The sequence below is a fragment of the Pseudomonas sp. BCRC 81390 genome, from assembly GCF_030341915.1.
Taxonomy (GTDB): Bacteria; Pseudomonadota; Gammaproteobacteria; order Pseudomonadales; family Pseudomonadaceae; genus Aquipseudomonas.
Map to the genome: position 1 here is coordinate 27,795 of NZ_JATAAG010000025.1, position 24,923 is coordinate 52,717.

25 protein-coding genes and 1 tRNA gene are annotated in these 24,923 nt (G+C 64.1%); 17 read left to right on the top strand and 9 right to left on the bottom strand.

What is annotated here, in order from left to right:
* Window positions 1–176: 176 nt before the first annotated feature.
* Complete coding sequence (locus tag QSV36_RS10945; RefSeq protein ID WP_289131606.1) at window positions 177–1,388, top strand: AlgP family protein; 1,212 nt, start codon at window positions 177–179, stop codon at window positions 1,386–1,388.
* On the opposite strand, the gene QSV36_RS10950 is transcribed toward QSV36_RS10945, so the two are convergent.
* On the bottom strand, window positions 1,364–1,846 hold the full coding sequence (locus tag QSV36_RS10950; protein ID WP_289131607.1) for a TIGR02444 family protein: 483 nt from the start codon (window positions 1,844–1,846) through the stop codon (window positions 1,364–1,366). The two genes, QSV36_RS10945 and QSV36_RS10950, sit on opposite strands and share 25 nt — an antisense overlap.
* Window positions 1,847–1,896: 50 nt before the next feature.
* On the opposite strand from QSV36_RS10950, the gene QSV36_RS10955 reads away from it, so the two are divergent.
* The 3 genes from QSV36_RS10955 to QSV36_RS10965 all read left to right on the top strand — a co-directional run bounded on the left by QSV36_RS10955 (window position 1,897) and on the right by QSV36_RS10965 (window position 5,159).
* Window positions 1,897–3,807 carry an ATP-binding cassette domain-containing protein gene (locus tag QSV36_RS10955; protein ID WP_289131608.1) on the top strand — a complete coding sequence of 637 codons (1,911 nt, stop codon included), beginning with the start codon at window positions 1,897–1,899 and terminating at the stop codon, window positions 3,805–3,807.
* Window positions 3,807–4,394, top strand: coding sequence for a mechanosensitive ion channel family protein (locus QSV36_RS10960; protein WP_289131609.1), 588 nt, complete (start codon window positions 3,807–3,809; stop codon window positions 4,392–4,394). The genes QSV36_RS10955 and QSV36_RS10960 overlap by 1 nt, the downstream gene beginning before the upstream one ends.
* Window positions 4,395–4,526: 132 nt before the next feature.
* Window positions 4,527–5,159, top strand: coding sequence for a LysE family transporter (locus tag QSV36_RS10965; protein ID WP_289131610.1), 633 nt, complete (start codon window positions 4,527–4,529; stop codon window positions 5,157–5,159).
* Between the two features lie 83 nt (window positions 5,160–5,242).
* Here QSV36_RS10965 and QSV36_RS10970 read toward each other — a convergent pair whose 3' ends face one another.
* A complete protein-coding gene (locus QSV36_RS10970) occupies window positions 5,243–5,995 on the bottom strand; it encodes a slipin family protein (protein ID WP_289131611.1) in 753 nt (250 codons plus the stop codon).
* 2 nt (window positions 5,996–5,997) lie between these two features.
* Window positions 5,998–7,344, bottom strand: a complete 1,347-nt coding sequence (locus tag QSV36_RS10975) for an NfeD family protein (RefSeq protein ID WP_289131612.1) — start codon at window positions 7,342–7,344, stop codon at window positions 5,998–6,000.
* Window positions 7,345–7,441: 97 nt separating this feature from the next.
* On the opposite strand from QSV36_RS10975, the gene QSV36_RS10980 reads away from it, so the two are divergent.
* From QSV36_RS10980 to QSV36_RS10990, 3 genes are all read left to right on the top strand, one after another.
* Window positions 7,442–7,900, top strand: a complete 459-nt coding sequence (locus tag QSV36_RS10980) for an aminoacyl-tRNA deacylase (protein WP_289131613.1) — start codon at window positions 7,442–7,444, stop codon at window positions 7,898–7,900.
* Between the two features lie 60 nt (window positions 7,901–7,960).
* On the top strand, window positions 7,961–8,203 hold the full coding sequence (locus QSV36_RS10985) for a DUF2789 domain-containing protein (RefSeq protein WP_289131614.1): 243 nt from the start codon (window positions 7,961–7,963) through the stop codon (window positions 8,201–8,203).
* A gap of 69 nt (window positions 8,204–8,272) precedes the next feature.
* Window positions 8,273–8,911, top strand: coding sequence for an NADH:ubiquinone oxidoreductase subunit N (locus QSV36_RS10990; RefSeq protein WP_289131615.1), 639 nt, complete (start codon window positions 8,273–8,275; stop codon window positions 8,909–8,911).
* 6 nt (window positions 8,912–8,917) lie between these two features.
* Here QSV36_RS10990 and QSV36_RS10995 read toward each other — a convergent pair whose 3' ends face one another.
* The 3 genes from QSV36_RS10995 to QSV36_RS11005 all read right to left on the bottom strand — a co-directional run bounded on the left by QSV36_RS10995 (window position 8,918) and on the right by QSV36_RS11005 (window position 11,494).
* A complete protein-coding gene (locus QSV36_RS10995; RefSeq protein ID WP_186674891.1) occupies window positions 8,918–9,355 on the bottom strand; it encodes a CBS domain-containing protein in 438 nt (145 codons plus the stop codon).
* A 174-nt stretch (window positions 9,356–9,529) separates the two neighbouring features.
* Window positions 9,530–11,260, bottom strand: coding sequence for a dipeptidase (locus QSV36_RS11000; RefSeq protein ID WP_289131617.1), 1,731 nt, complete (start codon window positions 11,258–11,260; stop codon window positions 9,530–9,532).
* Between the two features lie 157 nt (window positions 11,261–11,417).
* A tRNA-Arg gene (locus QSV36_RS11005) sits at window positions 11,418–11,494 on the bottom strand.
* Between the two features lie 218 nt (window positions 11,495–11,712).
* Between QSV36_RS11005 and QSV36_RS11010 the strand changes: the two genes are divergently transcribed.
* From QSV36_RS11010 to QSV36_RS11045, 8 genes are all read left to right on the top strand, one after another.
* Window positions 11,713–12,462, top strand: coding sequence for a GntR family transcriptional regulator (locus QSV36_RS11010; RefSeq protein ID WP_289131618.1), 750 nt, complete (start codon window positions 11,713–11,715; stop codon window positions 12,460–12,462).
* Window positions 12,459–14,183, top strand: coding sequence for a fumarate reductase/succinate dehydrogenase flavoprotein subunit (locus tag QSV36_RS11015; protein WP_289131620.1), 1,725 nt, complete (start codon window positions 12,459–12,461; stop codon window positions 14,181–14,183). Before QSV36_RS11010 ends, QSV36_RS11015 begins: the two co-directional genes overlap by 4 nt.
* Window positions 14,184–14,299: 116 nt before the next feature.
* Window positions 14,300–14,545: a 4Fe-4S dicluster domain-containing protein gene (locus QSV36_RS11020; protein WP_008096634.1), complete on the top strand. Its 246-nt coding sequence runs from the start codon at window positions 14,300–14,302 to the stop codon at window positions 14,543–14,545.
* Window positions 14,546–14,666: 121 nt separating this feature from the next.
* Entirely contained in the window at window positions 14,667–16,073 is a 1,407-nt protein-coding gene (locus QSV36_RS11025) for an ABC transporter substrate-binding protein (RefSeq protein ID WP_289131621.1), read from the top strand.
* Window positions 16,074–16,088: 15 nt separating this feature from the next.
* On the top strand, window positions 16,089–16,871 hold the full coding sequence (locus tag QSV36_RS11030) for an ABC transporter permease (protein ID WP_289131622.1): 783 nt from the start codon (window positions 16,089–16,091) through the stop codon (window positions 16,869–16,871).
* Entirely contained in the window at window positions 16,871–17,722 is an 852-nt protein-coding gene (locus QSV36_RS11035) for an ABC transporter ATP-binding protein (protein WP_289131623.1), read from the top strand. Before QSV36_RS11030 ends, QSV36_RS11035 begins: the two co-directional genes overlap by 1 nt.
* Complete coding sequence (locus QSV36_RS11040) at window positions 17,719–18,687, top strand: HEAT repeat domain-containing protein (protein WP_289131624.1); 969 nt, start codon at window positions 17,719–17,721, stop codon at window positions 18,685–18,687. Before QSV36_RS11035 ends, QSV36_RS11040 begins: the two co-directional genes overlap by 4 nt.
* A complete protein-coding gene (locus tag QSV36_RS11045) occupies window positions 18,684–18,965 on the top strand; it encodes a DUF971 domain-containing protein (RefSeq protein WP_289131625.1) in 282 nt (93 codons plus the stop codon). The genes QSV36_RS11040 and QSV36_RS11045 overlap by 4 nt, the downstream gene beginning before the upstream one ends.
* Window positions 18,966–19,072: 107 nt before the next feature.
* On the opposite strand, the gene QSV36_RS11050 is transcribed toward QSV36_RS11045, so the two are convergent.
* The gene (locus QSV36_RS11050) at window positions 19,073–19,936 is read right to left on the bottom strand and encodes an ABC transporter ATP-binding protein (protein ID WP_289131626.1); all 864 of its coding nucleotides are present in this window, start codon (window positions 19,934–19,936) and stop codon (window positions 19,073–19,075) included.
* Window positions 19,933–21,537, bottom strand: a complete 1,605-nt coding sequence (locus QSV36_RS11055; RefSeq protein ID WP_289131627.1) for an ABC transporter permease — start codon at window positions 21,535–21,537, stop codon at window positions 19,933–19,935. Before QSV36_RS11055 ends, QSV36_RS11050 begins: the two co-directional genes overlap by 4 nt.
* Window positions 21,538–21,834: 297 nt before the next feature.
* Between QSV36_RS11055 and QSV36_RS11060 the strand changes: the two genes are divergently transcribed.
* Window positions 21,835–22,872, top strand: a complete 1,038-nt coding sequence (locus QSV36_RS11060) for an ABC transporter substrate-binding protein (RefSeq protein WP_289131628.1) — start codon at window positions 21,835–21,837, stop codon at window positions 22,870–22,872.
* 38 nt (window positions 22,873–22,910) lie between these two features.
* On the top strand, window positions 22,911–23,816 hold the full coding sequence (locus QSV36_RS11065) for a TauD/TfdA dioxygenase family protein (protein ID WP_289131629.1): 906 nt from the start codon (window positions 22,911–22,913) through the stop codon (window positions 23,814–23,816).
* Window positions 23,817–23,920: 104 nt separating this feature from the next.
* Here the strand turns inward: QSV36_RS11065 and QSV36_RS11070 are convergent, their stop codons facing one another.
* The gene (locus tag QSV36_RS11070) at window positions 23,921–24,835 is read right to left on the bottom strand and encodes a LysR family transcriptional regulator (RefSeq protein ID WP_225779981.1); all 915 of its coding nucleotides are present in this window, start codon (window positions 24,833–24,835) and stop codon (window positions 23,921–23,923) included.
* Between the last annotated feature and the right edge of the window lie 88 nt (window positions 24,836–24,923).

Genomic DNA, 24,923 nt, shown 5'->3' on the forward strand with positions numbered 1-24,923 from the left:
GATAATTGCCGAATATCTGCAATCATTTATTCAGCAACTACACTTGCTCGGAGCTGCAAGATAACAACTTTGCCCAGGCATGCAACGCGGCGTAAACAATACTGTCAACATGCCCTAGCGGCGGTAGCAGCAGAAGCATAGTATGAGCCGCAATCTCATCAGCCAGGAGGTAAACCATGTCGGCCAAGAAGAAGCCAGTAAGTACGCCGTTACACCTGCTCCAGCAACTTTCGGGCAGCCTGCTCGAACACTTGGAAGATGCCTGCTCGCAAGCGCTGGCTGATGCGGAGAAACTGCTGGCCAAGTTGGAAAAGCAGCGTGTCAAAGCCCAGGAAAAACTGCACAGCGGTCGCCAGAAACTGCAAGACGCGGCCAAGGCAGGTAAAGCCAAGGCACAGACCAAGGCGCATAAAGCCATTGGTGAACTTGAAGAACTGCTCGATTCGCTGAAGGAACGTCAAACCCAAACCCGTTCTTATATCCAGCAACTCAAGCGCGATGCACAGGACAGCCTCAAGCTGGCTCAAGGTGTAGGCAAGGTTCGCGAGGCCGCAGCCAAGGCCCTCGACCAGCGCGCTGCTGCCAAGCCAGCGGCCAAGGCCACCGTCGCCAAACCCGCAGCCAAGCCAGCAGCCAAAACTGCTGCTGCCAAACCAGCGGCCAAGCCAGCAGCCAAGACCACTGCTGCTGCCAAACCAGCGGCCAAGCCAGCAGCCAAGACCACTGCTGCTGCCAAACCGGCAGCCAAGCCAGCTGCCAAAGCCGCTGCTGCGGCCAAACCGGCAGCCAAGCCCGCCGCCAAAGCCGCTGCTGCTGCCAAACCGGCAGCCAAGCCAGCCGCCAAAGCCGCAGCTGCGGTCAAACCGGCAGCCAAGGCAGCCGCCAAAGCCACTGCTGCGGCCAAACCGGCAGCCAAGCCAGCAGCCAAAACCACTGCTGCGGCCAAACCGGCAGCCAAGCCAGCCGCCAAAGCCACTGCTGCGGCCAAACCGGCAGCCAAGGCAGCCGCCAAAGCCACTGCTGCGGCCAAACCGGCAGCCAAGCCAGCGGCCAAAACCGCTGCTGCGGCCAAACCGGCAGCCAAGCCAGCGGCCAAAACCACTGCAGCCAAACCAGCGCCCAAGACCACCGCCGCTGCCAAGCCAGCACCAGCCAAAGCCACCACTACCAAGCCCGCCGCGAAACCCGCTGCTGCAAAAGCACCAGCCCGTGCCGCGGCCAAACCAGCAGCGGCCGAACCTGCCGCAAGCAAGCCAGCCGAAACCAAGCCGGCCACGCCTGCCGCCAGCAGCCCGGTCGGTGCGACCAACTCGGCTACTCCTGCCGCGTCGGTAGCAACTTCGGCACCCGCCAGTACCTCGGCTCAGGCGCCGTCTTCGGCATCCTGAAGCGCGGTCGCCGCGACGCGCAGCTGGTCCAGCGCGTCGTGGCGGCGGGCCAGGTCCGGTGCCAGCCGGGCCAGCCAGTCGTCCGCGGGCTTATCGGCGTCCGCGGGCCACTGTTGCGCACACGCTTGCAAGCGTTCCAGCAAGGCCTTCTCGGCCTGCAACTCCAGCTGCTTCACCTGAACCCGCAACGCCGCCAACTGGGCATCACCCTGCGCTGCTGCACGCCACTGTTGCCGCAGGTTGCGTAACGGCGCGACCACGTCGCGCTGCCAAGGCTCGGCAACCTCGCGCAGCCGCTGCGCGCGTTCGTCCAGCACAGCCACGCCATGCGCTTGCAGCCAGGCTGCGCAGAGCAGCAGGCAGACATCGCCACCCTGCGCCTGCAAGGCGAGACAGGCCGCTTCCACGCCAGGCCTGGCGTACAGCGCCAGGGCGTAATTCCACAGGTCGGTGTGCATGGTTCCACTCGCGCTATGGGCCGAGGAAGCTGGTAGACTCCGCGACCATCATGATCAGACTATCCAACCTCACTTTACAGCGTGGTCCGCAGCGCTTGCTAGAAGGCGCCGAGATGACCCTGCACGCCGGTCACAAGGCCGGCCTGATCGGCGCCAACGGCGCCGGAAAATCCAGCCTGTTCGCCTTGCTGCGCGGTGAGCTGTCGCCCGATGCCGGCGATTGCCAACTGCCCGGCGATTGGCGCATCGCCCACATGCGTCAGGAGGTCGACACGCTCGACCGCCTGGCTGTGGACTATGTGCTTGACGGTGATGCGCGCCTGCGCAAGGTGCAGGCCGAGCTGGCTGCGGCAGAGCAGGCCCATGATGGCACCGCCCTGGCACGCCTGCACAGTGAGCTGGAAAGCGCCGACGGCTATACCGCCGATGCACGTGCCCGCAAGTTGCTGGCCGGCCTGGGCTTCACCAACGAGCAGATGGACCGCCGCGTCGGCGACTTCTCCGGGGGCTGGCGGATGCGCCTGAACCTGGCCCAGGCACTGATGTGCCCGTCCGACCTGCTGCTGCTCGACGAGCCCACCAACCACCTCGACCTGGACGCGATCCTGTGGCTCGAGGACTGGCTCAAGGGCTACCCCGGCACGCTGTTGCTGATTTCTCACGACCGTGACTTCCTCGATGCCGTGGTCGACCATGTGCTGCACGTCGAGCAGCGCAAGCTGAACCTGTACAAGGGTGGCTACACCGCCTTCGAGCGCACTCGTGCCGAGCGTCTGGCGCAGCAGCAACAGGCCTACGAGAAGCAACAGGCGCAGCGCGCGCACATGGAAAAGTACATCGCCCGCTTCAAGGCCCAGGCCACCAAGGCCCGCCAGGCCCAGAGCCGGATCAAGGCCCTGGAGCGCATGGAAGAGCTGTCGGCGGCGCACGTCGATTCGCCGTTCGACTTTGTCTTCCGCGAGTCGCAAAAAATTTCCAGCCCGCTGCTGAGCCTGTCCGAAGGCCGCCTGGGCTACGGTGACAAGGCCATTCTCGACAAGGTCAAGCTGCAGCTCACTCCAGGGGCACGCATTGGCCTGCTCGGCCCCAACGGTGCCGGCAAGTCGACCTTGATCAAGAACCTCGCAGGCGAGCTCGAGCCGTTGTCCGGCCGCCTGGTACGGGGCGAAAACCTTGCTGTAGGTTACTTCGCCCAGCATCAGCTGGACTCGCTGGACGACAAGGCCAGCCCGCTGCTGCACCTGCAGCGCATCGCCCCTGCCGAACGCGAACAGACCCTGCGCGATTTCCTTGGCGGTTTCGACTTCCATGGCGACCGTGTCGACGAGCCGGTGGTGAATTTCTCCGGTGGCGAAAAGGCCCGCCTGGCGCTGGCGCTGATCGCCTGGGAGCGGCCAAACCTGCTGCTGCTTGACGAACCGACCAACCACCTCGACCTGGAAATGCGCCTGGCGCTGACCATGGCCCTGCAGGAGTTCGCCGGTGCTGTGGTGGTGGTGTCCCACGACCGTCACCTGCTCAAGAGCACCACCGACGACTTCCTGCTGGTGGCCGACGGCAAGGTTGAAACCTTCGACGGCGACCTCGACGACTACAGCCGCTGGCTGGTCGAATTCCGCCAGCGCAGCGCGCCGGCCAGCAATGCCCCGGCCAACCCGGACAAGACCGACAAGAAAGCCCAGCGTCAGGCCGCCGCCGCACTGCGTCAGCAACTGGCCCCGCACAAAAAGGCCGCCGACAAGCTCGAGACCGAGCTCAACCAGGTGCACGCGCAACTGGCCGAGATCGAAACCGCGCTGGGTGATGGTGGCCTCTACGACGCCGCGCGCAAGGATGAGCTGCGCGACCTGCTGGCGCGCCAGACCAGGCTCAAGCAGCGCGAAGGCGAACTGGAAGAGGCCTGGATGGAAGCGCTGGAAACCCTTGAAAGCATGCAGGCCGAGCTCGAGGCACTGTCCTGATGGAAGAACTGCGTTCGCTGCTGCCAGGGCAATGGATGGACACCTTCTGGCTGGGCCTGCAGATTCTGTTGATCCTGGTGGCGGCGTTCGTCCTGCAACGCATCATCGCTCGTGGGCTGAGCCGCCTGGGCCAGCGTTATCCATTGCCGCCGGAGTTGCTGGTGCCGGTGCGCGGCGGCCTGCGCTGGCTGATCATGGGCAGCGCGCTGCTGTTCGTGCTGGAGCGGTTGGGCGTATCGGCGACCGTGCTGTGGACGGCATTGTCCGGCTTCGTCGCGGTGGCGGCGGTGGCCTTCTTCGCCATCTGGAGCGTACTGTCCAACCTGCTGTGCGCGGTGCTGATCTTCACGGTCGGGCCGTTTCGCATCGGCGACGTGGTCGAACTGGTCGACACCCTGGACAAACCGGGGGTAAAGGGCCGGGTTATTGCCATCAACCTGCTGTTCACCACCCTGCTGGAAATGCCCGAGGCGGGTGGGGCGCTGGTGCAGGTACCGAACAGCCAGTTTTTCCAGAAGTCGGTGCGGCGCTGGCGCGGGACTGAGGTGCAGTCGACGCCTCAAGGGGCGTCGGCCGAGGCTGACTGAACCTGTACCGGCCGCTTTGCAGGTGAACCCGCGACGACGCCGGTACAGGCAAATCGTGCAAAATCTGCTGGTTATTTTTTCATCAACACCTTAGCTTAACGTTTTGCAACATATGTTCGTGCGAGGTGTGTGATGTCGATGGAAGTGTGGTTGGGCTTCTTTGCCGCCTGTTGGGTGATCAGCCTTTCGCCCGGCGCCGGGGCGATTGCCTCGATGTCCAGCGGCCTGCAGTACGGTTTCTGGCGTGGTTACTGGAACGCCCTGGGCCTGCAGCTGGGCCTGATTGTGCAAATCGCCATCATTGCCGCCGGCGTCGGTGCCATCCTGGCCGCTTCGGCCACGGCCTTCCACATCATCAAATGGTTCGGGGTCGGCTACCTGGTGTACCTGGCCTACAAGCAGTGGCGCGCCCTGCCGATGGACATGAGCGATGAGTCCGGCGTGCGCCCGATCGGCAAGCCACTGAGCCTGGTGTTCCGCGGTTTCCTGGTCAACGTCAGCAACCCCAAGGCGCTGGTGTTCATGCTGGCGGTGCTGCCACAGTTCATCAACCCGCATGCCCCGCTGCTGCCGCAGTATGTGGCAATCACTGTGACCATGGTCGCCGTCGACATGCTGGTAATGGCCGGCTACACCGGCCTGGCTGCGCGGGTGCTGCGCCTGCTGCGTACGCCCAGGCAGCAGAAGCGCCTGAACCGTACCTTTGCCGGGTTGTTCCTGGGTGCGGCAACCTTCCTGGCGACCCTGCGCCGCGCACCAGTCTGATCGAACCAGGGGGCTCCGGCAGGCGTTGAACGTGCCTTGCAGGAGCTGCCTTGCGTCGCGAAAGCGGCGCAACGCGCCCCCAGCTATTGCTGCTTGTCCACCAGCCCCTTGAGCAGATCCACCGGCAGCGGAAAGACGATGGTCGAGCTCTTGTCCCCGGCGATCGCCCCCAACGTCTGCATATAGCGCAACTGCATCGCGCCTGGCTCCTTGCTCAGCATCTGCGCCGCCTGCATCAGCTTCTCCGATGCCTGCAACTCGCCTTCTGCATGGATCACCTTGGCCCGCCGTTCGCGCTCGGCCTCGGCTTGACGGGCAATGGCGCGCACCATCGATTCGTTGAGGTCGACGTGCTTGATCTCGACGTTGGCCACCTTGATGCCCCAGGCGTCGGTCTGGGCGTCCAGCACCTGGCGGATGTCCGCGTTCAGCTGTTCACGTTCGGCCAGCAACTCGTCCAGTTCGTGCTTGCCCAGTACGGCGCGCAACGTGGTCTGGGCCAGCTGGCTGGTTGCCACGAGGAAATCCTCGACCTGGATGATCGCCTTCTGCGGGTCGAGCACGCGGAAGTAGACCACGGCGTTGACCTTGACCGAGACGTTGTCGCGGGTGATCACGTCCTGCGGCGGCACATCCAGCACCACCGTGCGCAGGTCGACCCGTACCATCTGCTGCACCACCGGAATCAACAGGATCAGCCCCGGCCCCTTCACCTGCCAGAAGCGGCCCAGCTGGAACACCACCGCGCGCTCGTATTCGCGCAGGATGCGGAACGCCGACAGTAACAGCATCAGCAGTACGACCAGTACCGCGCCGAAACCCAGTTGCATGAACATGGTCACTCTCCTTGCGCCGCAGGTGCGGCGGCGCTCACTTCCAGCATGACGCCTTGGCGGGCTGTCACCCGCACGCGCTGGCCTGGTTGCAATGGCGTTGCACATTGCACCTGCCATTGCTCGCCCTGGGCCAGGACGAAACCGCAGTGCGGGTTGCCGGCCATTACCCCGGTGACCGTGGCCAGGCTGCCGACCAGGCCGGCATCGCCGCTGACCAGCGCTCGTCGACGGGCCTTGAGGGCCATGCCCATCACACCGCCGATCAGCAATGCCGAGAGCATTGCCAGGGTGCCGATCAGGGCTAATGGAATGCCGAAGCCGGGGGCGTCGGTGTCGATCAGGATCAGCGCGCCGACCACGAAAGCGACGATGCCGCCAAAGCCGACCACGCCGAAACTGGGCAGGAAGGCCTCGCCGACCATGAAGGCGAGGCCGAGCAATATCAGGGCCACGCCGGCGAAGCTCACCGGTAGCAGCTGCAGCGCATACAGCGCCAGCAGCAAGCAGATGCCGCCAACCACGCCACCGACTGTCGAGCCAGGGTTCATGAACTCGAACAGCAGGCCGTACACCCCGACCATGATCAGGATCAGCGCCACGCTCGGGTTGGTGATTACCGCCAGGATCCGTGTACGCCAGTCCGGCAAGTGCTCGACCAGGCTGGCGCCGCTGGTCTGCAGCTGACGCGGCTGGCCCGCGACAGTGAGGGTTTGGCCATCGAGCTTGCGCAGCAGCCCGGGCAGGTCATCGGCCAGCTGGTCGATCACGTTCAGCCGCAAGGCCTCGCTGGCGGACAGGCTTACCGCCTGGCGCACGGCTTTCTCCGCCCAGTCGGCATTGCGCCCGCGCAGCTGCGCCAGGCCACGTATGTAGGCCGCGGCATCATTGACCTGCTTGCGGGTGAGGGTTTCGTCAGCGCTGCCTTTGGCCTTGTCCGCTTTGGCAGCACCGGGCGGGCCACCGATCTGTACCGGTGTGGCGGCACCGAGGTTGGTCCCGGGCGCCATGGCTGCGATGTGGCTGGCGTAGAGGATATAGGTGCCAGCGCTGGCGGCGCGAGCCCCGCTTGGGGCTACGAAGGTGGCGACCGGTACCGGGCTGGCGAGAATCGCCTTGATCATCTGGCGCATGGCGCTGTCCAGCCCACCCGGGGTATCCAGACGGATGACTACCAGTTGCGCGCCCTGCGCCTGGGCCTGGTCGAGGCTGCGCACCAGGTAGTCGGCGCTGGCCGGGCCGATGGCATCATCGATGCCCAGTACCCACACCGCACCGGGCGCGGCCTGGCCGCCCGGCGCGATGCCAAGCAGCAACAGCAGCAACAGCCAGCGCCAGCAGCGGGCAATCACCTGTCGTCACCTCGAGTGTTCTATTGCACAAGTTTAGCCCTGCCGCTCGGTAGCCGACCTAGAATTGGACAGTGGGGGACGAAACCGGAGGTGCATCATGCGTATGGCAAAGACCCTGCAGGATCGCCTGAACAAGGCCAACTGCGACTACGACATCATTCCCCATCCCCATTCGGCCACCAGCCTGGAATCGGCGCGCACGGCCGGCGTACCCGCCGAGCGGGTCGCCAAGTCGGTGGTCCTTGATGACCGTCATGGCAACTACATCATGGCCGTGTTGCCGGCCAATCGGCACCTGGACATGACCAAGGTGCGCATGTCCGGGGCCTGGCAACTGACCCGCGAGAGCGGCCTGCCGAGCCTGTTCGGCGACTGCGAGCGCGGTGCCGTGCCGGCGCTTGGCGATGCCTACCAGATAAAGATGCTGCTTGATTCGAGTCTTACCCGCCAGGGCGATGTCTATCTGGAGGCGGGTGACCACGATCACCTGATCCACATGAGCATGGAGCAATATCTCAAGCTGGTGCCACGTGCCGAAGTGCGCGAGCTCAGCTGATGCTCTCAACCCATGCCGGGCCGGCATCGTCGACGACCGGCCCGGCGCCGAGGAGGAACCATGGACAAGCCGATTCATCCGTTGTCTGAGATTTTCAAACAGCTGGGGCTGTCTGACGACCCGGTCGACATCGACCGTTTCATCACCACCCATTCGCCGCTGGATGACGATGTAAAGCTGGTTGACGCCCCTTTCTGGAGCGACTCACAGCGTGCTTTCCTGAAAGAGAAGTACATCGCCGATGACGACTGGATCCCGATGATCGACCAGTTGAACGAGGCGCTGCACCCGCGCAAGAAATAAAGCGCCGAGTGGTGCCTGACGAGTGATTGGCCGTTGCTATGCTCAGGAAAACAACAAGGGGATAGCGCGATGAAAGATCCCTACGCACCGGGTTTCTGGTGCTCCGTGACGATCCTGGGCACGCTGACGGCCAGTTACTTCTATGGCATCAGGCAGACGCAACAGATGAACCAGGCTGTGCATTTCCTGTATGCCGCTGCTGCGGTCACCGTGGCGGTGGCGCTGGTGGCGCTGACCTGGATCGCCTGGCAGCAACTGCACCTGAACAAGCGCGAAGTGGTGCAGGGGCGAACGTTGCTGACCATCTGGAACACCAAAGTCGCACTGCGCCGCGTCGAAACGGTGTTCGATCGCTATTTCTGGGGCAGCTACTGGCACTCCGGGCGCACCTTCGAAGAAGTCATGGGCGAGTTGAAAGGCACACCGCTGGAGCAGAGCCTGGATGCGCTGAAAAACCAATGTCGGGTGCTGGACCGCGAAGTTCATGACCATCATCACCACTGGCTGGCCAATGCCCGCGACCTGTCCAGCGTTGCCCAGGCGATGGCCCGTGAGCGCTACCAGCTGGACCTGGGCGAGCCTACCCACAGCGGCCATGGCAACACCGCCGTGCTCAATCGTGACCTGGAAGTGCTGGTGTACACCTGGTCGGCACGCCTGCGCAGCTTCGACCATCAACTGGACGAGCTGGAGCGTGCCTACCATTGAGGGCGTTCATTCGCCGCGGATGTACTGTTCCAGCTGCAGGATCAGGCGGGCCTGTTCGGCGATGGTTTCCTTGACCAGATCCCCGATCGACAGCAGGCCGAGCAGTTCGCCATTGCTGACCACCGGCAGGTGGCGCAGGTGGCGGTTGGTCATCAGGTTCATGCAGTACTCGAGGTTCTGCTTCGGCTCTACGGTCACCACCGGCGCGCTCATGATCTCGCGCACTGGCGTGGCGGCGGAAGAGCGGCCCTTGAGCACCAGTTTGCGCGCATAGTCGCGTTCACTGACGATACCCACCACCTGGTTGCCCTCGACCACGGGCAGCGCACCGACGTTTTTCTCCGCCAGCAGTTTCAGGGCGTCGAGTACCGAGTCATCCGGGCCGATGGTGTAAACGGTCTGGTGCTGGGACTTGGTCTTGAGGATTTGTTCGACGGTCTTCATACGAGCCTCTGCGGGTGGAAAAGCCATGTCTCGGAGTAAATAAAGCATCCGGTACGGCGCTCTGCACGGCAATGCAGGAAACGGCATGGAGTCGATTGAAAAACGTCATGAATGTGGCCGGCCAGTACCGGCCCTCTTCGCGGGCGTGCCTGCGAGGAGGGCCGCAACTGGTGATCAGAGCTTCGGCATCTGCCCGATCCGCGCAACCATCTCGCTCACCACCTGCAGGTCCAGCATGAACTGTTCCACGGTCTTGAACTCGTTGTCGTTGTGCCCGGTGTATTTCACGTCCGGCATGGCCAGGCCGAACTGCACGCCGTTGGGCAGGTCGTGCACCGAGGTCGCCCCTGCCGAGGTACCGAACTCGTGCTTCATGCCCAGGTTCTCGGTGGCGACATCAAGCAGGGCCTTGACCCATTCGCCCTCGGGGTTGCGGTACATCGGCTCGTCCAGGCTGTAGTCGAAGGCCACCGAGGTGTGGCTTTGCCGGGTCCACTTGCCCAGTTTGTCGGCCAGTTCGTCCTTGATCGTGGCGATCGGCTTGCCTTTGGGGATGCGCAGGTTCACGGCCAGTTTCAGGCCCTTGTCATCAACCCCGACAAAGGTCAGCGATGCCGTCAACGGGCCCATGAACGAGTCCTTGAAGGCCACGCCAAGCTTGTTGCCCAGGTAGTCCAGGCCCCAGTTGTCGGCGGCGTAGCGGGCGGCATCGGTGAAGTGGTTGTGCTTGATCGGCACCTGCGGACCGAGGCCATTGATGAAATCAAGCATGCGCGCCACCGGGTTCACCCCAGATTCCGGCTCAGAAGAGTGGGCGGAAACGCCGGTCACCGTCAGCAGCACGTTGTTGCCATCGGGCTTGGCGTCGATGCTGAAATCGCCGCCATGCTGCTTCACGTACTTGGCGCCGGCTTGCTGCAGATGCTTGGCAAGCTGTGCCGGGTTATCGGAGACCAGTGTCGCCACGGAGGTAGTCGGAATCTGGTTGGTGGCCAGGCCGCCGGTCAGGTTGACGATCTCCGCACCCTTGCCAGTGGCCGGGCGCTTGCTGAAGCTGGCCATGATCGTGCCGTAGCCTTTCTCGGCGATGACCACCGGGTAGCCGCCGTCGAGCGCCAGGTTGTAGTCCGGCGTGGGGTTGCGTTCGAAATAGTACGGGATGGCATCGCCGCTGGTTTCTTCGGTGGTATCGATCAGCAGCTTGAACTGCCGGGCCAGTGGCAGGTTCTCGTCCTTGGCCACTTTCAGTGCGTACATCGCCACGACGATGCCGTTCTTGTCGTCTTCGGTGCCGCGCCCATACATGCGGTCGCCAACCAAGGTCACCTTGAACGGGTCCAGGCGCGTGCCATCGGCCAGCTTCCAGTTGTCCGGGTTGACTGGCACCACGTCTGCGTGGGCGTGGATGCCGACCACTTCCTTGCCGCTGCCCAGGGAAATCTCGTACACCCGGTTGTCGATGTTGCGGAAGGCCAGGCCGAAGCTTTCGGCAAGGGCCTTGATCTTGTCGGCGATCTTGAGGAACTCGGGGTTTTCATGCTGCGGCGTGCCTTCGACGTTGAAGGTCGGGATCGCCACCAGTTCACGCAGGGTTTCGCTGGCGGCCTTGCCGTACTTGATGCGGGTGTACAGGCCGAGCAGGCGGTTGATCTCGTTCTGTTGCTCGGCTGCCAGTGGCTTGCCAGCCAGGTAGGCATCGAGCGTTGCCTCGAGGTTGTCAGCCTTGGCCAGGTCGTTGCCCTTGAGCTTGCCGAGGAACTGCTTGAAGTCGCTTGGGTCGCTGCCGTCGAAGGCTTTGACGATGGCAGCCGACTGCTGCTGGGTAAGGTTGGCCTGCGCCGGGAGGGTGAACAGACCGATGCTGGCCAGCAGCAGGGTGGTGGCGGTAAGTTTTTTCAGGTGCATGGTTGTGCGCATTCCTTCGCCAATCATTGTGTGGGTTACCCGTCGGGAACGGGAAGACGCCCACGCTAACACCAATCACCGGTGGCACGGGAGTGCCAGAAACGCGACATGTCGCACAAACGAAAAAGCCCGCGCTAAGGCGGGCTTTTCCAGGAGATGGCGCACTCGGCGGGATTCGAACCCACGACCCCTGCCTTCGGAGGGCAGTACTCTATCCAGCTGAGCTACGAGTGCAACGCGCACGCATGATACCCATCTGTGCCGATGGCGTCCATCGCCTTGATCTGTAGCTGTTTTTCCTTCTTGGGGCTGGAGGTGTCGAACAGGGTCGGCACAAGCCACAGCAAATCCGTCTAACCATATGCGATATCAGTATTTGGCTGTCGAGGCTTATACCCTCTAGGCTCTGGTCACAACTTGTTATAACAAGTCACTGACCAGCGAAGAGACCCATGGCCGAACTGCTTCCCCTGTCCCCGGTACCGCTCTATACCCAGCTAAAGGAACTGCTGCGCGAGCGCATCCTTGATGGCACCTATCCCTCGCACAGCCGCATGCCCTCCGAAAGCGAACTGGGCAAGGCCTTCAATGTCAGCCGCATAACCGTGCGCCAGGCGCTCGGCGACCTGCAGAAAGAAGGGCTGATCTTCAAGATCCACGGTAAAGGTACCTTCGTCGCCAAGCCCAAGGCGTTCCAGAACGTCAGCACCCTGCAGGGCCTGGGCGAGTCATTGACGCAGATGGGTTACGAAGTGATCAACCGCCTGCGCAGCTTCCGTCATGTGCCCGCCAGTGCCCTGGTGGCGGCGCGCCTGCAGGTCGAGGAGGGCAGCCTGGTCACCGAGATCCACCGCGTGCGGCTGATCAACCGCGAGCCGGTGTCCCTGGAACTGACCTGGTTGCCCAAGGCCATTGGCGAAAAACTGGAAAAGGCCGACCTGGTCACCCGTGACATCTTCCTGCTGCTGGAAAACGACTGCGGCATCGCGCTCGGCCACGCCGACCTGGCGATCGATGCGGTGCTGGCCGACAGCGACCTGACCCAGGCGCTGGAGGTGGAGGAGGGTTCGCCAATCATGCGTATCGAGCGTCTGACCCACGCCGCCGATGGCACACCCCTGGACTTCGAACACCTGTATTATCGTGGCGATGCCTTCCAGTACCGCCTGCGTATCGACCGTCAGAAGGGGAGCAAGGCATGAGTATCCAGACCCAGGACTACGACATCATCGTCATCGGCGGTGGCACTGCCGGGCCGATGGCGGCGATCAAGGCCAAGGAGCACGACAAGCACTTGCGCGTGCTGCTGCTGGACAAAGCCAACGTCAAGCGCAGCGGTGCCATCAGCATGGGGATGGATGGCCTGAACAACGCCATCATTCCCGGCCACGCCACCCCCGAGCAATACACCAAGGAAATCACCGTGGCCAATGACGGCATCGTCAACCAGGCCACGGTCCATGCCTACGCGACCCACAGTTTCCAGACCATCGAGCAGCTCGACCGCTGGGGCGTGAAGTTCGAGAAGGACGAAACCGGTGACTACGCGGTGAAGAAGGTTCACCACATGGGCGCCTACGTGCTGCCGATGCCCGAGGGGCACGATATCAAGAAGGTGCTGTACCGCCAGCTCAAGCGCGCCCGGGTGGAGATCAGCAACCGCATGGTCTGCACCCGTGTGTTGCTCGATGGGGAAGGGGCGGCGGCGGGTGTCCTCGGCTTCGACTGCCGCAGCGGCGAGTTCCGCGTGTTGCGGGCCAAGGCGGTGATTCTCGCCTGCGGCGCCGCCGGGCGCCTGGGGTTGCCGTCGTCCGGCTACCTGATGGGGACCTACGAGAACCCGACCAACGCGGGTGACGGTTACGCCATGGCCTACCATGCTGGCGCCGAGCTGGCCAACCTCGAGTGCTTCCAGATCAACCCGTTGATCAAGGACTACAACGGCCCGGCCTGTGCCTATGTCACCGGCCCGCTGGGTGGCTATACCGCCAACAGCAAGGGCGAGCGCTTCATCGAGTGCGATTACTGGAGCGGGCAGATGATGTGGGAGTTCCACCAGGAGCTCGAAGGTGGCAACGGCCCGGTGTTCCTCAAGCTCGACCACCTGGCCGAGGAGACCATCCAGACCATCGAAGACATCCTGCACAGCAACGAGCGCCCCAGCCGTGGACAGTTCCATGCCGGGCGTGGCACTGACTACCGCCAGCACATGGTCGAAATGCACATTTCCGAGATCGGTTTCTGTTCCGGGCATTCGGCTTCGGGCGTGTGGGTCAACGAAAAGGCCGAGACCAGCGTCAAGGGCCTGTATGCCGCCGGCGACATGGCCGCAGTGCCGCATAACTACATGCTCGGTGCTTTCACCTATGGCTGGTTTGCCGGGGTGAATGCCGCGCGATACGTGGCCGGTCGGGAGCTGGCCGAGGTCGATGCCGGGCAGGTCGAGCGCGAACGCGCGCGGGTGTTCGCCCCGCTGCAGCGTGAGCATGGTCTGCCGCCGGCGCAGGTGGAGTACAAGTTGCGACGCATGGTCAACGATTACCTGCAGCCGCCGAAGGTGACCAGGAAAATGGAAATTGGCCTGGCGCGCTTTGCCGAAATCGAGCGTGACCTTGAGCAGATGAAGGCCAGCAACCCGCATGAGCTGATGCGCGCCATGGAAGTCTCGGTAATCCGCGACTGTGCCGAGATGGCGGCGCGCGCTTCGTTGTTCCGCGAGGAAAGCCGCTGGGGCCTGTACCACCACCGGGTGGACTTCCCCGAACGCAACGATGCCGAGTGGTTCTGCCATTGCCACCTGAAAAAAGGCGAAAACGGTGAAATGACCAGTTTCAGGAAAGCAGTCGAGCCGTACCTGATCGCATTGGATGCCGAAGAGCAGACTGCCTATGACCGCTTGAGGGTCAGAACCGATGCCGCCTGAGCGACACCTCACCTTGCGGGAGCGGATTTATCGAGGCGTCGGCCCCGTCTCCACAGGTGAACCTGCAAGCCTCTAGATGAAACAGGTGCCCATGAAGGCCCCAAGGACCCCGTGAAATGGCCTACCAGCCCCAGGAAATCTTCTTTCGCAGCAGCGCCCCGGTGACCATCGACGAAGACAAATGCATCGCCGAAAAAGGCTGCACCGTCTGTGTCGAGGTCTGCCCAATGGACCTGCTGGCGATCAACCCGGCCACGCAAAAGGCTTACATGGCCTTCGACGAGTGCTGGTACTGCATGCCCTGCGAGAAAGACTGCCCCACTGGCGCGGTCAAGGTCGATATCCCGTACCTGTTGCGCTGATTCATTCCCGCCATCCGGCGAACCACCGGACGCGCCTCCTGTAATGCCCCCTCGTTTCCCACCACCCAAGCCCGGTGGCGGAGACGATTACACAACTCAAAACGATTCGAGGGGAAACACCATGCGCCTTGTAGCAACCGTGGCCGGCTTCGCGCTGGCGCTCGCCGGCCTGAATGCCAGCGCCGAAACCATCCGCATCGCCATCGGCACCCAGGACACCACCATCAACTGCGCTACCGGCGGCTTGCTGATTCGCGAACTGGGCCTGCTCGACAAGTACCTGCCGCACGATGGCAAGTACAAGGATGCCCAGTACCAGATCGAATGGAAGAACTTCACCAGCGGTGCGCCGCTGACCAACGAGATGGTCGCCGGCAAGCTCGACTTCGGCGCCATGGCCGATTTCCCCGGCTCGTTCAACGGCGTCGCGCACCTGGATGCCGGCAAGCGCAGCCTGTTCATCAGCGTGCTGTCGGGCAGTGTGCATGGCAGCGGCAACGGTATTGTCGTACCGGCAGCGTCGAAGGTGCAGTCGCTGGCTGAGCTCAAGGGCAAGACCATCTCCGTGCCGTTCGGCTCCACCGCCCACGGTATGCTGCTGCGCGCCGTCGCGGCCCAGGGCTGGGACCCGCAGAAAGACGTGCGAATCATCGCCCAGGCGCCGGAGATCGCCGGTTCCGCCCTGCGCAGCAACCGCATCGAAGCTCACGCCGATTTCGTGCCGTTCGCCGAGCTGTTCCCCAACCGCGGCTTTGCCCGCAAGGTCTACGACGGTGCCCAGGCCAACGCGCCGACATTCCATGGCGCGCTGGTGGACGCCGACTATGCGAAGAAATACCCGGAAGTGGTTACCGCCTACCTGCGCGCCAGCCTGGAAGCCGACCGCCTGATCGCTGCAGAACCGGAAAAATACAGCGAACTGATCGAGCAGGTCACCGGCATCGAGGCCGAGGTCAATTACCTGTTCCACGGCCCGCTCGGTCTGCAGACCCGCGACCTGACCTGGAAGCCTGAATACCGCCAGGCGGTAACGACCTCCATCGACACGCTCAAGCTGCTGAAGAAGACCGACCGCGGCCTCGACACCGGCCAGTTCATCGACGACCAGTACATCCGTGCGGCCTTCAAGCAGGCCGGCCTGGATTACGACGAGGCGCTGAAGCACTACGACCCGCTGCCGCTCAAGGCCAACGATGCGCTCACGGGCAAGCCGATCACCGACTTCAGCCGCCTGGCGCAGATCTGGGTGCGCGGTGAAGACAAGGTGCGCCACTATGCCTCGCCGGAAGCTGCCCTTGGCGCGCTGGCCCAGCTGGAACAGCAAGGCAAGGACATCCGCGCGATCTACGCCCAGGCTGCCGACAGCGGCATCAAGCTGCTGGCCAACCAGGCCTGGTTCGTGCGCAATGCCCACGGCGAGCTGACCGCCTTCCTGCTCAAGGACCAGGCCGAACAGTACGCCAAGGCGCATGGTGGCGAAGCGCTGGACTTCGTCAGTGCCAACCAGAAGCTGGTCGCCCAGCGCTGACCGGGAGGCACCGAGATGACCCGCGACCTCAAGCGATGGCCCGTGCGCCTGGCTTCGCTGCTGGCCTGCCTGTTGTTCTGGCAGGTGGCCGCCAGCGTCAAGCTGGACCTCGGCCTGCTGACCTTCACCTACGTCCCAACGCCGCAAGCGGTGCTGGAGGCGGCCTGGCAGTTGCTGACCTCCAGCGCGCTGCTGGCGCACCTTGGCAGCAGCCTGTCGCGGGTGTTTGCCGGATATGCCGCTGCGGCATTGCTGGGGGTGGCCATCGGCCTGCTGATCGGCCGCTCGAAATGGGCCGAGGACACCTTGCTGCCGCCACTTGAAGTTCTGCGGCCGATACCGGCTGTGGCGTGGATCCCGCTGGCGATCCTGATGTTCCCGTCGTCGGAGCTGTCGATGGTGTTCATTACCTTCACCGGTGCGCTGTTCCCGATCCTGCTCAACACCGTGCATGGCGCGGAAGCCGTCGACCCACGCCTGGTGGCCTCGGCGCGCAGCCTCGGCGCCGGGCGCTGGGCGATCCTGCGCGAAGTGGTACTGCCTGGCGCGTTGCCGAGCATCGTCACGGGCCTTGCCATCGGCATGGGCACCTCGTGGTTCTGCCTGGTCACTGCCGAGATGATCGCCGGGCAGTTCGGCATCGGTTACTACACTTGGGAGTCGTACACCTTGCAGAACTACCCAAACATCATCGTCGGCATGCTGTTGATTGGCGTGCTCGGCATGGGCAGCAGCGCCTTGGTCAAGCGCCTGGGGGCACTGGCTACGCCTTGGTACCGCACACCGAGGGCCGCCTGATGAACCGTTACCAACAGGCGCCCGGGCGCATCGATGGGCATGGCCTGACGATTCGACTGGGGCAGGGCCGTGAAGCCTTCGAGGCGGTGCAGCGCCTGGACTTTGCCGTGGAGCCAGGGGAGTTCGTCTGTATCCTCGGGCCGTCGGGCTGTGGCAAGTCGACCTTGCTCGGCGCCCTGGCCGGACACCTGGTGCCAAGCAGCGGCCAACTGAACGTGGATGGCCAGGCCATCGCCGGGCCGTCGCCGCAGCGCGGCATGGTGTTCCAGCACCACACCTTGCTGCCCTGGCGCAGCGTGCTCGACAACGTCGGCTTCGGCCTGAAGATGCAAGGCCTGGACAAGACCGAGCGCCGCCAGCAGGCACGCGAGATGCTGCAGCTGGTGGGCCTGGCCGACTTCGCCGAGCGCTGGCCCAGCCAGTTGTCCGGCGGCATGCAGCAGCGTGCCGAGATCGCCCGGGTGCTGATCAACCGCCCGCGTCTGCTGCTGATGGACGAGCCTTTCGGTGCCCTGGATGCGCAAACCCGCTCACGCATGCAGGAGCTGCTGCTGGATATCTGGGCGCGCATCCGCACCACCGTGGTGTTCGTCACCCACGATATCGACGAAGCCCTGTTCCTGGCCGACCGTATTCTGGTGATGAGCCCGCGCCCCGGTCGCTTCATTGAAGACCTGCGCCTGGACTTTGCCCGCCCGCGCCGTGCCAGCCTGTTGACCAGCCCTGAATTTACCCACCTCAAACGCCATTGCCTGGCCTTGCTGCGCCATGAAGAAGGCCGCGAACTGCCGCGCCTGACGCCGCTTGGCCTGCCCGCCACCGACCATCCGCCGCTCAGGATCGCGCTATGACTGTAAGAAGCACCGACAACCCCGACATTCTCGCTCTGCTGCTACGGCTCGAAGCCGACGACGCCGGCGTGCGGCGCATTGCCTTGATCGAATTGGCCGACCTGGAGGACCCCGAGGCCTTGCCGTGGCTCACCGATGCCTTGTTGGTCGATGGCGCTGACGACGTGCGCGCCGAGGCCGCGCGCCTGCTGGAAGCCTGGGAGGAGCCGGAAGTTGTCCAGGCTTTGTGCGCCGCGCTGGCGGATGGTGCCGAAGCCGTACGCCTGGCTGCCGCGCAGAGCCTCAGCGAGCTGAAGACCCCGGAAGCCGGCCTGTTGATTCTGCCGTGGACGACCCACGCCGATGGCTTTGTCCGCGCCAGTGCCTTGCGCGCCCTGCGCGAGTTGCGCCTGGACGACGCTGCCGGGCCTGCGCTGCGGGCGCTGGAGGACCAGGACGCGGCAGTGCGTCGCGAAGCCGTGGGTATTCTGGGCTGGCTCAAGCACACGCCAGCGCTGCCCGCCTTGGCGAAGCTGGCCGAGCATGAACCCGACACCGAAGTACGTCGCGCAGCGATTGGCGCATTGGGGCTTGCGCGTGATCCTGCGGTGTTGCCGACGCTGGTTGGCGCCCTGCGCGATGCCGCCTGGCAAGTGCGTGAAGAAGCCGCGACGACGCTGGGCAAGGTGGGCCATGCCCAGGCGGGGCCGGCACTGGTGGCGGCGCTGGACGATGGCTTCTGGCAAGTACGCCTGCGCGCTGCCCGCTCGTTGGGCCGCTTGCGTCATGGCGAGGCGCTGGATGCCTTGGCCGACTTGCTCGGCCATGGCATTGCCAACCTGCGCAAGGAAGCCGCGCTGGCGCTCGGTGAACTGGGGCAAGCCCGTGCCTTGCCGGCGTTGCAGGCGGCCGAAGCGGACGGCGATCCAGAAGTGCGCAAGGCCGTCCGCATCGCCCTGGCGCAGCTGCGCGGGGCTGCTCGATGAACAGCCCGAGTGCAATACGCAATCAACGCGAGGCAGGGCAACTGACCGTGCACTGGCAGGATGGCGAGCAGGTCATCAGCCATGCGCGCTTGCGCGGTGCCTGCCCGTGCTCGCAATGCCGTGCCGCCCGTTTGCGCGGTGCAATTGGCGTGGTGCAGGACGATGTACGGGTAGAGCACATCGAGCCACAGGGTTACGGCGTGCAACTGTTGTTCAGCGATGGCCACCAACGGGGTATCTACCCCTGGGATTACTTGCGCGGGCTGGGGGTGGCATAGCTGCACCCCCTTGGCCATGTGGCTGCTGTATTGCGCGATCAGGTTGTTATCGAATGCACGCAGTACCACGTCCGCAGTCGAGCGTTTTTTCCGGTATCGGAGCGGACCTAGAAGGCGATCAGTTCTGGCCGCAGCCCTTCTACCCGGCGTGTTGGCGGCGGCAGGTAGCCGCCGTCACTGGTGATCTGATGCAGGACCCTTTCGCGCAGCCCATGCAATGCCACGCCAGAGCGCAGGCGCGGGTGCGGCAGGTCGACTTCCACCACCGACTTGATGCGACCGGGGCGCGGCTCCAGCACCACGACCCGGTCGGCCAGGTAGGTGGCTTCTTCGGCGTCGTGGGTCACCAGCAAGGTGGTGATGCCGGCGCGTTCGCGGATAGCCAACAGTTCATCCTGCAGCTGCTGGCGGGTGAGTGCATCGAGTGCGCCGAACGGCTCGTCGAGCAACAGGATGCGTGGGCTGGCCACCAGGCCACGGGCAATCGCCACGCGCTGGGCCATGCCGCCGGACAGCTGGTGCGGGTAGGCCGATTCGAAACCGACCAGGCCCACCAGTTGCACGAACTCGTGCACACGCCGGGCCCGCTCGCCCTGGGTCAGGTTTTCGTTGACCAGGCCCAGGCCGATGTTCTGCTCCACCGTCAGCCAAGGGAAAAGGCGATGCTCCTGAAACACGATGCCACGCTCGCCGCCGATGCCGCTGACCGCCTGGCCATCGACGCGGATGCTGCCGCTGTAGTCGGTATCCAGCCCGACCAGCAGGCGCAGCAGGGTGGACTTGCCGCAGCCTGATGCGCCGACGATGGCGATGAACTCGCCTTCGTTGATGGCCAGGTTGAAATTGCGGATGGCCTCGAACGGCTGGCCATCGACGCTGAAGGTTTTGCCGACGCCTTCGAAGCTGACCAGTGGTGGCGTGGTGTCGGCCTGGTTGGCCGCGTGCAGGTGTGATGCATTGAAAGCGTTCATGCGGTTCTCCAGCGCGTGGCGCGCGATTCGAGGCGTTGACCGAGGGTGCCAAGCAGGGCGCCGACCAGGCCGATCAGGACCATCGCGGCCATGACCTGGTCCATGCGGAACAGTTGCTGGGCGCCGATCATCAGGCTGGCGATGCCGCCGTCCGAGGGCATGAAGTACTCGGCGCCGATGGTGCCGAGCCAGGCATAGATCAGTGACAGGCGCAGGCCGGCAAAGATCGCCGGTGCGGCACCCGGCAGCACCAGCAGGCGCAGGCGTTGCCACAGGTTCAGGCGCAGTGTGCGGGCCGCTTCGCCCAGTTGTGGTGACAGGCCGGCGATACCACGTTGGGTGGCGATCAGCAGCGGGAAGAATGCGGCCATGCCGACAAACACGTGCTTGGCCGCTTCGCCCAGGCCGAACCAGGCGGTGAGCAAGGGTACCCAGGCGAACAGTGCCACCTGGCGCAGTGCCGAAAGGCTTGGCCCGAACAGGCGTTCTGCGTGGTGCGACAACCCCAGCAACAGCCCGCCGAGCAAGCCGGCGCCGCCGCCCAGGAGCAGGCCGGTCAGGGTGCGCTGCAGGCTCAGCAGCATGGCCTCTGGCAGCGAACCATCGGCCAGGCCCCTGAACAGCGTGTGCAATACGTTCAGCGGGGAAGTGAGGATGTTCGGGTCAACCCAGCCGAAGCTGTTGCTGACCTGCCACAGCGCCAGCAACGCCGCCGGTAGCAAAAGGCTTTGCCAGCCCCGTGGAATGGGCCCGCGCTGTTGTTCGCCAGTGGCTGGTTGCGGCCAGTACAGCAGGCGCTGTTCCAGGGTCGAGAAGCCACGTTCCAGCAGCGCGCCAACCAGGCCGATCACCAGGATGCACAGCAGCACCAGGTCGAGCATGAATAGCTGTCGGCCCCAGACCATCAGGTAACCGATGCCTTCGCTGGAGGCGAGCAATTCAACGGCCAGCAACGAGGTCCAGCCGGTTGCCAGGGCCAGGCGCACGCCGGTGAGGAAGGCGGGCAGGGCGGTCGGCAGCAGCAGGCGCAGGAACAACAGGTGGCCTGGCAGGCGCAAGGCGGCGGCGGCTTCGCGCAGCTTGGGCTGTGCATCGCGCACGCCGACCAGGGTGTGCAGGGTCACCGGCACCACCACGGCCTTTACCAGCACCACCAGCTTGAGCAGCTCGCCGATACCGAAGAACAGCATGAACAGCGGGATCCAGGCCAGGGTGGGGATCTGCGCCAGGGCCACGAAGGTTGGCAGCACCAGGGTCTGTGCATGGCGTGAGGTGCCCAGCCAGGCGCCGAGCAGCAGGCCGCTGCTGATGCCCGCCAGCAGCCCCCAGAACAGCCGCTGCAGGCTTATCCACAAGTGCCCCCAGAGTTCGCCGGAGCCAAACTCCAGCGCGCTCTGCCACACCAGCGAAGGTGCCGGCAGGATCTGTTCGCTCATCCAGTGCTGCCGGACCGCCAGCACCCACAGCAGCGCAAGCAACGCCGGCAGCAACCAAGGCCGGGCCCGCGCCCCCGAGAGGATACGGTCCCTGCGGGAGCGGCCTTGCGCCGCGAGTGGGCCGCGCAGCGGCCCTCCCCGATTTCTGCTCAGAACTCCATTCATCGGCCATCTCTCGAAGCATTCCAATGTTATTCACTTATGGAATTAAAAATCCGTACAAGTGACTTTCAAGAGATAAGAACATGCAAACCATGCATGAGGAACCCCTTCGCCGTTGCGTTTTGCTCATATTTTCCATGCGTTTTCCGCAAGCTGCCCCGCGCCCCGCATGGATCCTCACTTATGGCATCCAGTTACTTAAAAATGAAGTTTTGGTCTTTGTAGGTTCTAACCAGACCTGCCTAGCTTCTGGCCAAAGCGCCGGCCATCGCCGGTGGCAGCCTGCCAAGGAGCCTCGCCATGAAAACCCCGTTACGCCACTTGGTCACCGCCCTCGGGCTGGCCTTTACCCTTGCCAGCCACGCGGCCGAGCCCGCCAAGCCCGAGAGCATTCGTATCGCCGTGCCCGACCTGAGCGCGGGTAGCAAGCCCAGCGCTGGCGGCGTGGTCGATGTGCTGCGTGACCAGCAGCTGCTGGAGAAGGAATTTGCCAAGGACGGCATCCGCATCGACTGGCACTTCTTCAAAGGGGCCGGCCCCGTGATCAACGAGGCTTTGGCCAACGGCCAGGCCGATTTCGCCTACCTGGGCGATCTGGCCGCGATCGTCGGCAAAGCCAATGGCCTGGACACCCATGTGCTTTCGGCGGGCGTGCGTGGCGTGAAGAGCTACCTGGGTGTGGTGCCCGGTTCCGGCATCAAGACCCTGCACGACCTCAAGGGTAAACGCGTGGCGGTGTTCCGCGGCACCGCCAACCAGCTGTCGTTCGCCAGCGCCCTGGCCAGCCAGGGCCTGACCGAGCGCGACCTGAAAGTGATCAACCTGGACTTCAACGCCGCCAACGCGGCATTGGCGGCCAGGCAGGTCGACGCCACCTGGGGCCTTTCCAGCCTGCTGTCGTTACGTGAGCGCGGGCTGGTCGAGCTGCCGATCAGCTCCCGCGACTTGCAAGGTGCCGGCAGTACCCAGGCAGTGCTGTTGGGCACGGGCGATTTCATCCGCAAATACCCGGAGCTGGTCCAGCGCCTGGTCAACGCCCAGCAGCAGGCCAGCAGCTGGCTGCGGGACGAGCACAACCGCGAGGCCTATGTCGACCTGGTGGCTGCCAACGCCAACTGGCCGCGCAGCATCCTGCGCGATGACCTTGCCCAGGAAGACCTCGCCCATTACTTCGACCCACGGCTGGACGCCGACTTCGTTGGCCAGTTGCAGCAAGGCGTTGACCTGGCCGCCAAGGAACGCCTGATCCGCCGTGGTTTCCAGGTAGCCGAATGGATCGAGCCACGCTTTCTCGATGCTGCCCTGAACCCGCAGCAGGCCGTGCAGGCCGCCCGCTGAATTCTCACCCCCCGACCATCACTGCAAGGACCAAGACCATGAGCAACGCTGCACTGGCCACCGCGCCACAAACCCTCGAACTCGACATCCACCCGGTTGCCGGCCGCATCGGCGCCGAAATCCGTGGCGTGCAATTGTCTGCCGACCTCGATGCCACCACCGTGGATGCCATCCAGGCTGCCTTGGTGAAGCACAAGGTGATCTTCTTCCGCGGCCAGACCCAGCTGGATGACCACAGCCAGGAAGCCTTTGCCAAGTTGCTCGGCGAGCCGGTTGCCCACCCCACCGTACCGGTGGTCGACGGTACCAGCTACCTGTTGCAGCTCGATGGTGCCGAAGGCCAGCGGGCCAACTCCTGGCACACCGACGTGACGTTCGTCGATGCCTACCCCAAGGCCTCGATCCTGCGCAGCGTGGTGGCGCCGGCCGCGGGCGGTGACACGGTGTGGGCCAACACTGCCGCTGCCTACCAGGAACTGCCGGAGCCGCTGCGCGAACTCGCCGACAAATTGTGGGCGGTGCACAGCAACGAATACGACTATGCCACGGTGAAGCCCGACGTGGACCCGGCCAAGCTCGAGCGTTATCGCAAGGTGTTCACTTCTACCGTGTACGAGACCGAGCACCCGGTGGTGCGTGTGCACCCGATCAGTGGCGAGCGAGCGTTGCAGCTGGGGCATTTCGTCAAGCGCATCAAAGGTTATTCGCTGGCCGATTCGCAGCACCTGTTTGCGTTGCTGCAGGGGCATGTAACACGCCTGGAGAACACCGTACGCTGGCGCTGGCAGGCAGGGGACGTGGCGATCTGGGACAACCGGGCGACGCAGCATTATGCAGTGGATGACTACGGGACCCAGCCGAGGGTGGTACGTCGGGTCACCCTCGCCGGCGAGGTGCCGGTGGGTGTCGATGGCCAATTGAGTCGGACCACGCGTAAAGGCTGATATTGCCGGGGCCGCTTTGCGGCCCTTTCGCGACGCAAGGCCGCTCCCACATTGAATCTGCGTACGCCGTACTTTTCGCGAAACCGGGCCAAGGCACCCGCCCTCTACACCTCGGTATCACAGGCGATCAACTGCCTGACCAGGCCCTGCGCCAGGGGCGACAAGCCATAGCCCACGCGGCTCACCACGCCATAACGGGTATAGAACGCTTCTTCCTGCTCCGGCTTGAGGCCGGCCAGCTGCAACGCCACCAACCCTCCCTCACGCTGGTACGGCCGCAGGTTGGCATTGCAGGCGATGCCGATGGTGTCCGAATGCAACACCACATTCAGCAGCGCATAACCATGCTCGCACTCCACCGACGGCAGGAAATCCTGTCGCCCGCTGAGGTCGCTGAGAATCTTGCGGATATTCGGCGGGCGGAAGGTGGTGGCCAGCGGGTAGTCGAACAGGTCCCGCGCCCGCACGCTATCGCGTTCGGTCAGCGGGTGGCCGGCGCGGCAGCAGAAATGCCAGCGCTGTGGCGTCAGCTTGTGGACCTGGTAGTCCGGGTCGGATTCGAACTGGCGGGTGTCGGCAACGAAGAATTCGATCTCCTCGGCTACCAGCTTGCGGTTGAGTGCCTGCCAGTTATCCACCTGGAAGCAGGTACGCGCCGCCGGGTACTCGGCGACGAAGCGCGCGACCGCGCGCGGCACCAGGCCACCGGCTGGCGCCGGGCCGGAACCGAAACGCACCACGCCAGTGGTGGCGCCGTTGAACTGGTGAATCTCGTTGACCAGGTTGTGCGCGCCGTGCACCAGTCGCCGTGAATGCTCCAGTACCAGCAGGCCCTGGCGGGTCGGCGCCAGTTCCTTGCTGGCCCGGTCGACCAGGCGGCAGCCGATGTTGTGTTCCAGGGTCTGGATACTTCGGCTGAACGCCGACTGCGAGAGGTTAACCGCAGCCGCCGCAGCGACGAAGCTGCGGTGCTCGACGAGGGCAATGTAGTGGCGCAACTGACGGAGATCGATATGCATTTTTTACATTGAAACTTTCGGTCGAATGCAATTGCTGACAAGGGTTAGCCCCCTTATAAAGGGTGTCACTTATTCCACAAAATATGAA

Bases quoted from the DNA above. Each gene is read 5' to 3' on its own strand.
- QSV36_RS10945 (WP_289131606.1), top strand. From the start codon at position 177: ATGTCGGCCAAGAAGAAGCCAGTAAGTACGCCGTTACACCTGCTCCAG.
- QSV36_RS10950 (WP_289131607.1), bottom strand. From the start codon at position 1,846: ATGCACACCGACCTGTGGAATTACGCCCTGGCGCTGTACGCCAGGCCT.
- QSV36_RS10955 (WP_289131608.1), top strand. From the start codon at position 1,897: ATGATCAGACTATCCAACCTCACTTTACAGCGTGGTCCGCAGCGCTTG.
- QSV36_RS10960 (WP_289131609.1), top strand. From the start codon at position 3,807: ATGGAAGAACTGCGTTCGCTGCTGCCAGGGCAATGGATGGACACCTTC.
- QSV36_RS10965 (WP_289131610.1), top strand. From the start codon at position 4,527: ATGTCGATGGAAGTGTGGTTGGGCTTCTTTGCCGCCTGTTGGGTGATC.
- QSV36_RS10970 (WP_289131611.1), bottom strand. From the start codon at position 5,995: ATGTTCATGCAACTGGGTTTCGGCGCGGTACTGGTCGTACTGCTGATG.
- QSV36_RS10980 (WP_289131613.1), top strand. From the start codon at position 7,442: ATGCGTATGGCAAAGACCCTGCAGGATCGCCTGAACAAGGCCAACTGC.
- QSV36_RS10985 (WP_289131614.1), top strand. From the start codon at position 7,961: ATGGACAAGCCGATTCATCCGTTGTCTGAGATTTTCAAACAGCTGGGG.
- QSV36_RS10990 (WP_289131615.1), top strand. From the start codon at position 8,273: ATGAAAGATCCCTACGCACCGGGTTTCTGGTGCTCCGTGACGATCCTG.
- QSV36_RS10995 (WP_186674891.1), bottom strand. From the start codon at position 9,355: ATGAAGACCGTCGAACAAATCCTCAAGACCAAGTCCCAGCACCAGACC.
- QSV36_RS11000 (WP_289131617.1), bottom strand. From the start codon at position 11,260: ATGCACCTGAAAAAACTTACCGCCACCACCCTGCTGCTGGCCAGCATC.
- QSV36_RS11010 (WP_289131618.1), top strand. From the start codon at position 11,713: ATGGCCGAACTGCTTCCCCTGTCCCCGGTACCGCTCTATACCCAGCTA.
- QSV36_RS11015 (WP_289131620.1), top strand. From the start codon at position 12,459: ATGAGTATCCAGACCCAGGACTACGACATCATCGTCATCGGCGGTGGC.
- QSV36_RS11020 (WP_008096634.1), top strand. From the start codon at position 14,300: ATGGCCTACCAGCCCCAGGAAATCTTCTTTCGCAGCAGCGCCCCGGTG.
- QSV36_RS11025 (WP_289131621.1), top strand. From the start codon at position 14,667: ATGCGCCTTGTAGCAACCGTGGCCGGCTTCGCGCTGGCGCTCGCCGGC.
- QSV36_RS11030 (WP_289131622.1), top strand. From the start codon at position 16,089: ATGACCCGCGACCTCAAGCGATGGCCCGTGCGCCTGGCTTCGCTGCTG.
- QSV36_RS11035 (WP_289131623.1), top strand. From the start codon at position 16,871: ATGAACCGTTACCAACAGGCGCCCGGGCGCATCGATGGGCATGGCCTG.
- QSV36_RS11040 (WP_289131624.1), top strand. From the start codon at position 17,719: ATGACTGTAAGAAGCACCGACAACCCCGACATTCTCGCTCTGCTGCTA.
- QSV36_RS11045 (WP_289131625.1), top strand. From the start codon at position 18,684: ATGAACAGCCCGAGTGCAATACGCAATCAACGCGAGGCAGGGCAACTG.
- QSV36_RS11050 (WP_289131626.1), bottom strand. From the start codon at position 19,936: ATGAACGCTTTCAATGCATCACACCTGCACGCGGCCAACCAGGCCGAC.
- QSV36_RS11055 (WP_289131627.1), bottom strand. From the start codon at position 21,537: ATGAATGGAGTTCTGAGCAGAAATCGGGGAGGGCCGCTGCGCGGCCCA.
- QSV36_RS11060 (WP_289131628.1), top strand. From the start codon at position 21,835: ATGAAAACCCCGTTACGCCACTTGGTCACCGCCCTCGGGCTGGCCTTT.
- QSV36_RS11065 (WP_289131629.1), top strand. From the start codon at position 22,911: ATGAGCAACGCTGCACTGGCCACCGCGCCACAAACCCTCGAACTCGAC.
- QSV36_RS11070 (WP_225779981.1), bottom strand. From the start codon at position 24,835: ATGCATATCGATCTCCGTCAGTTGCGCCACTACATTGCCCTCGTCGAG.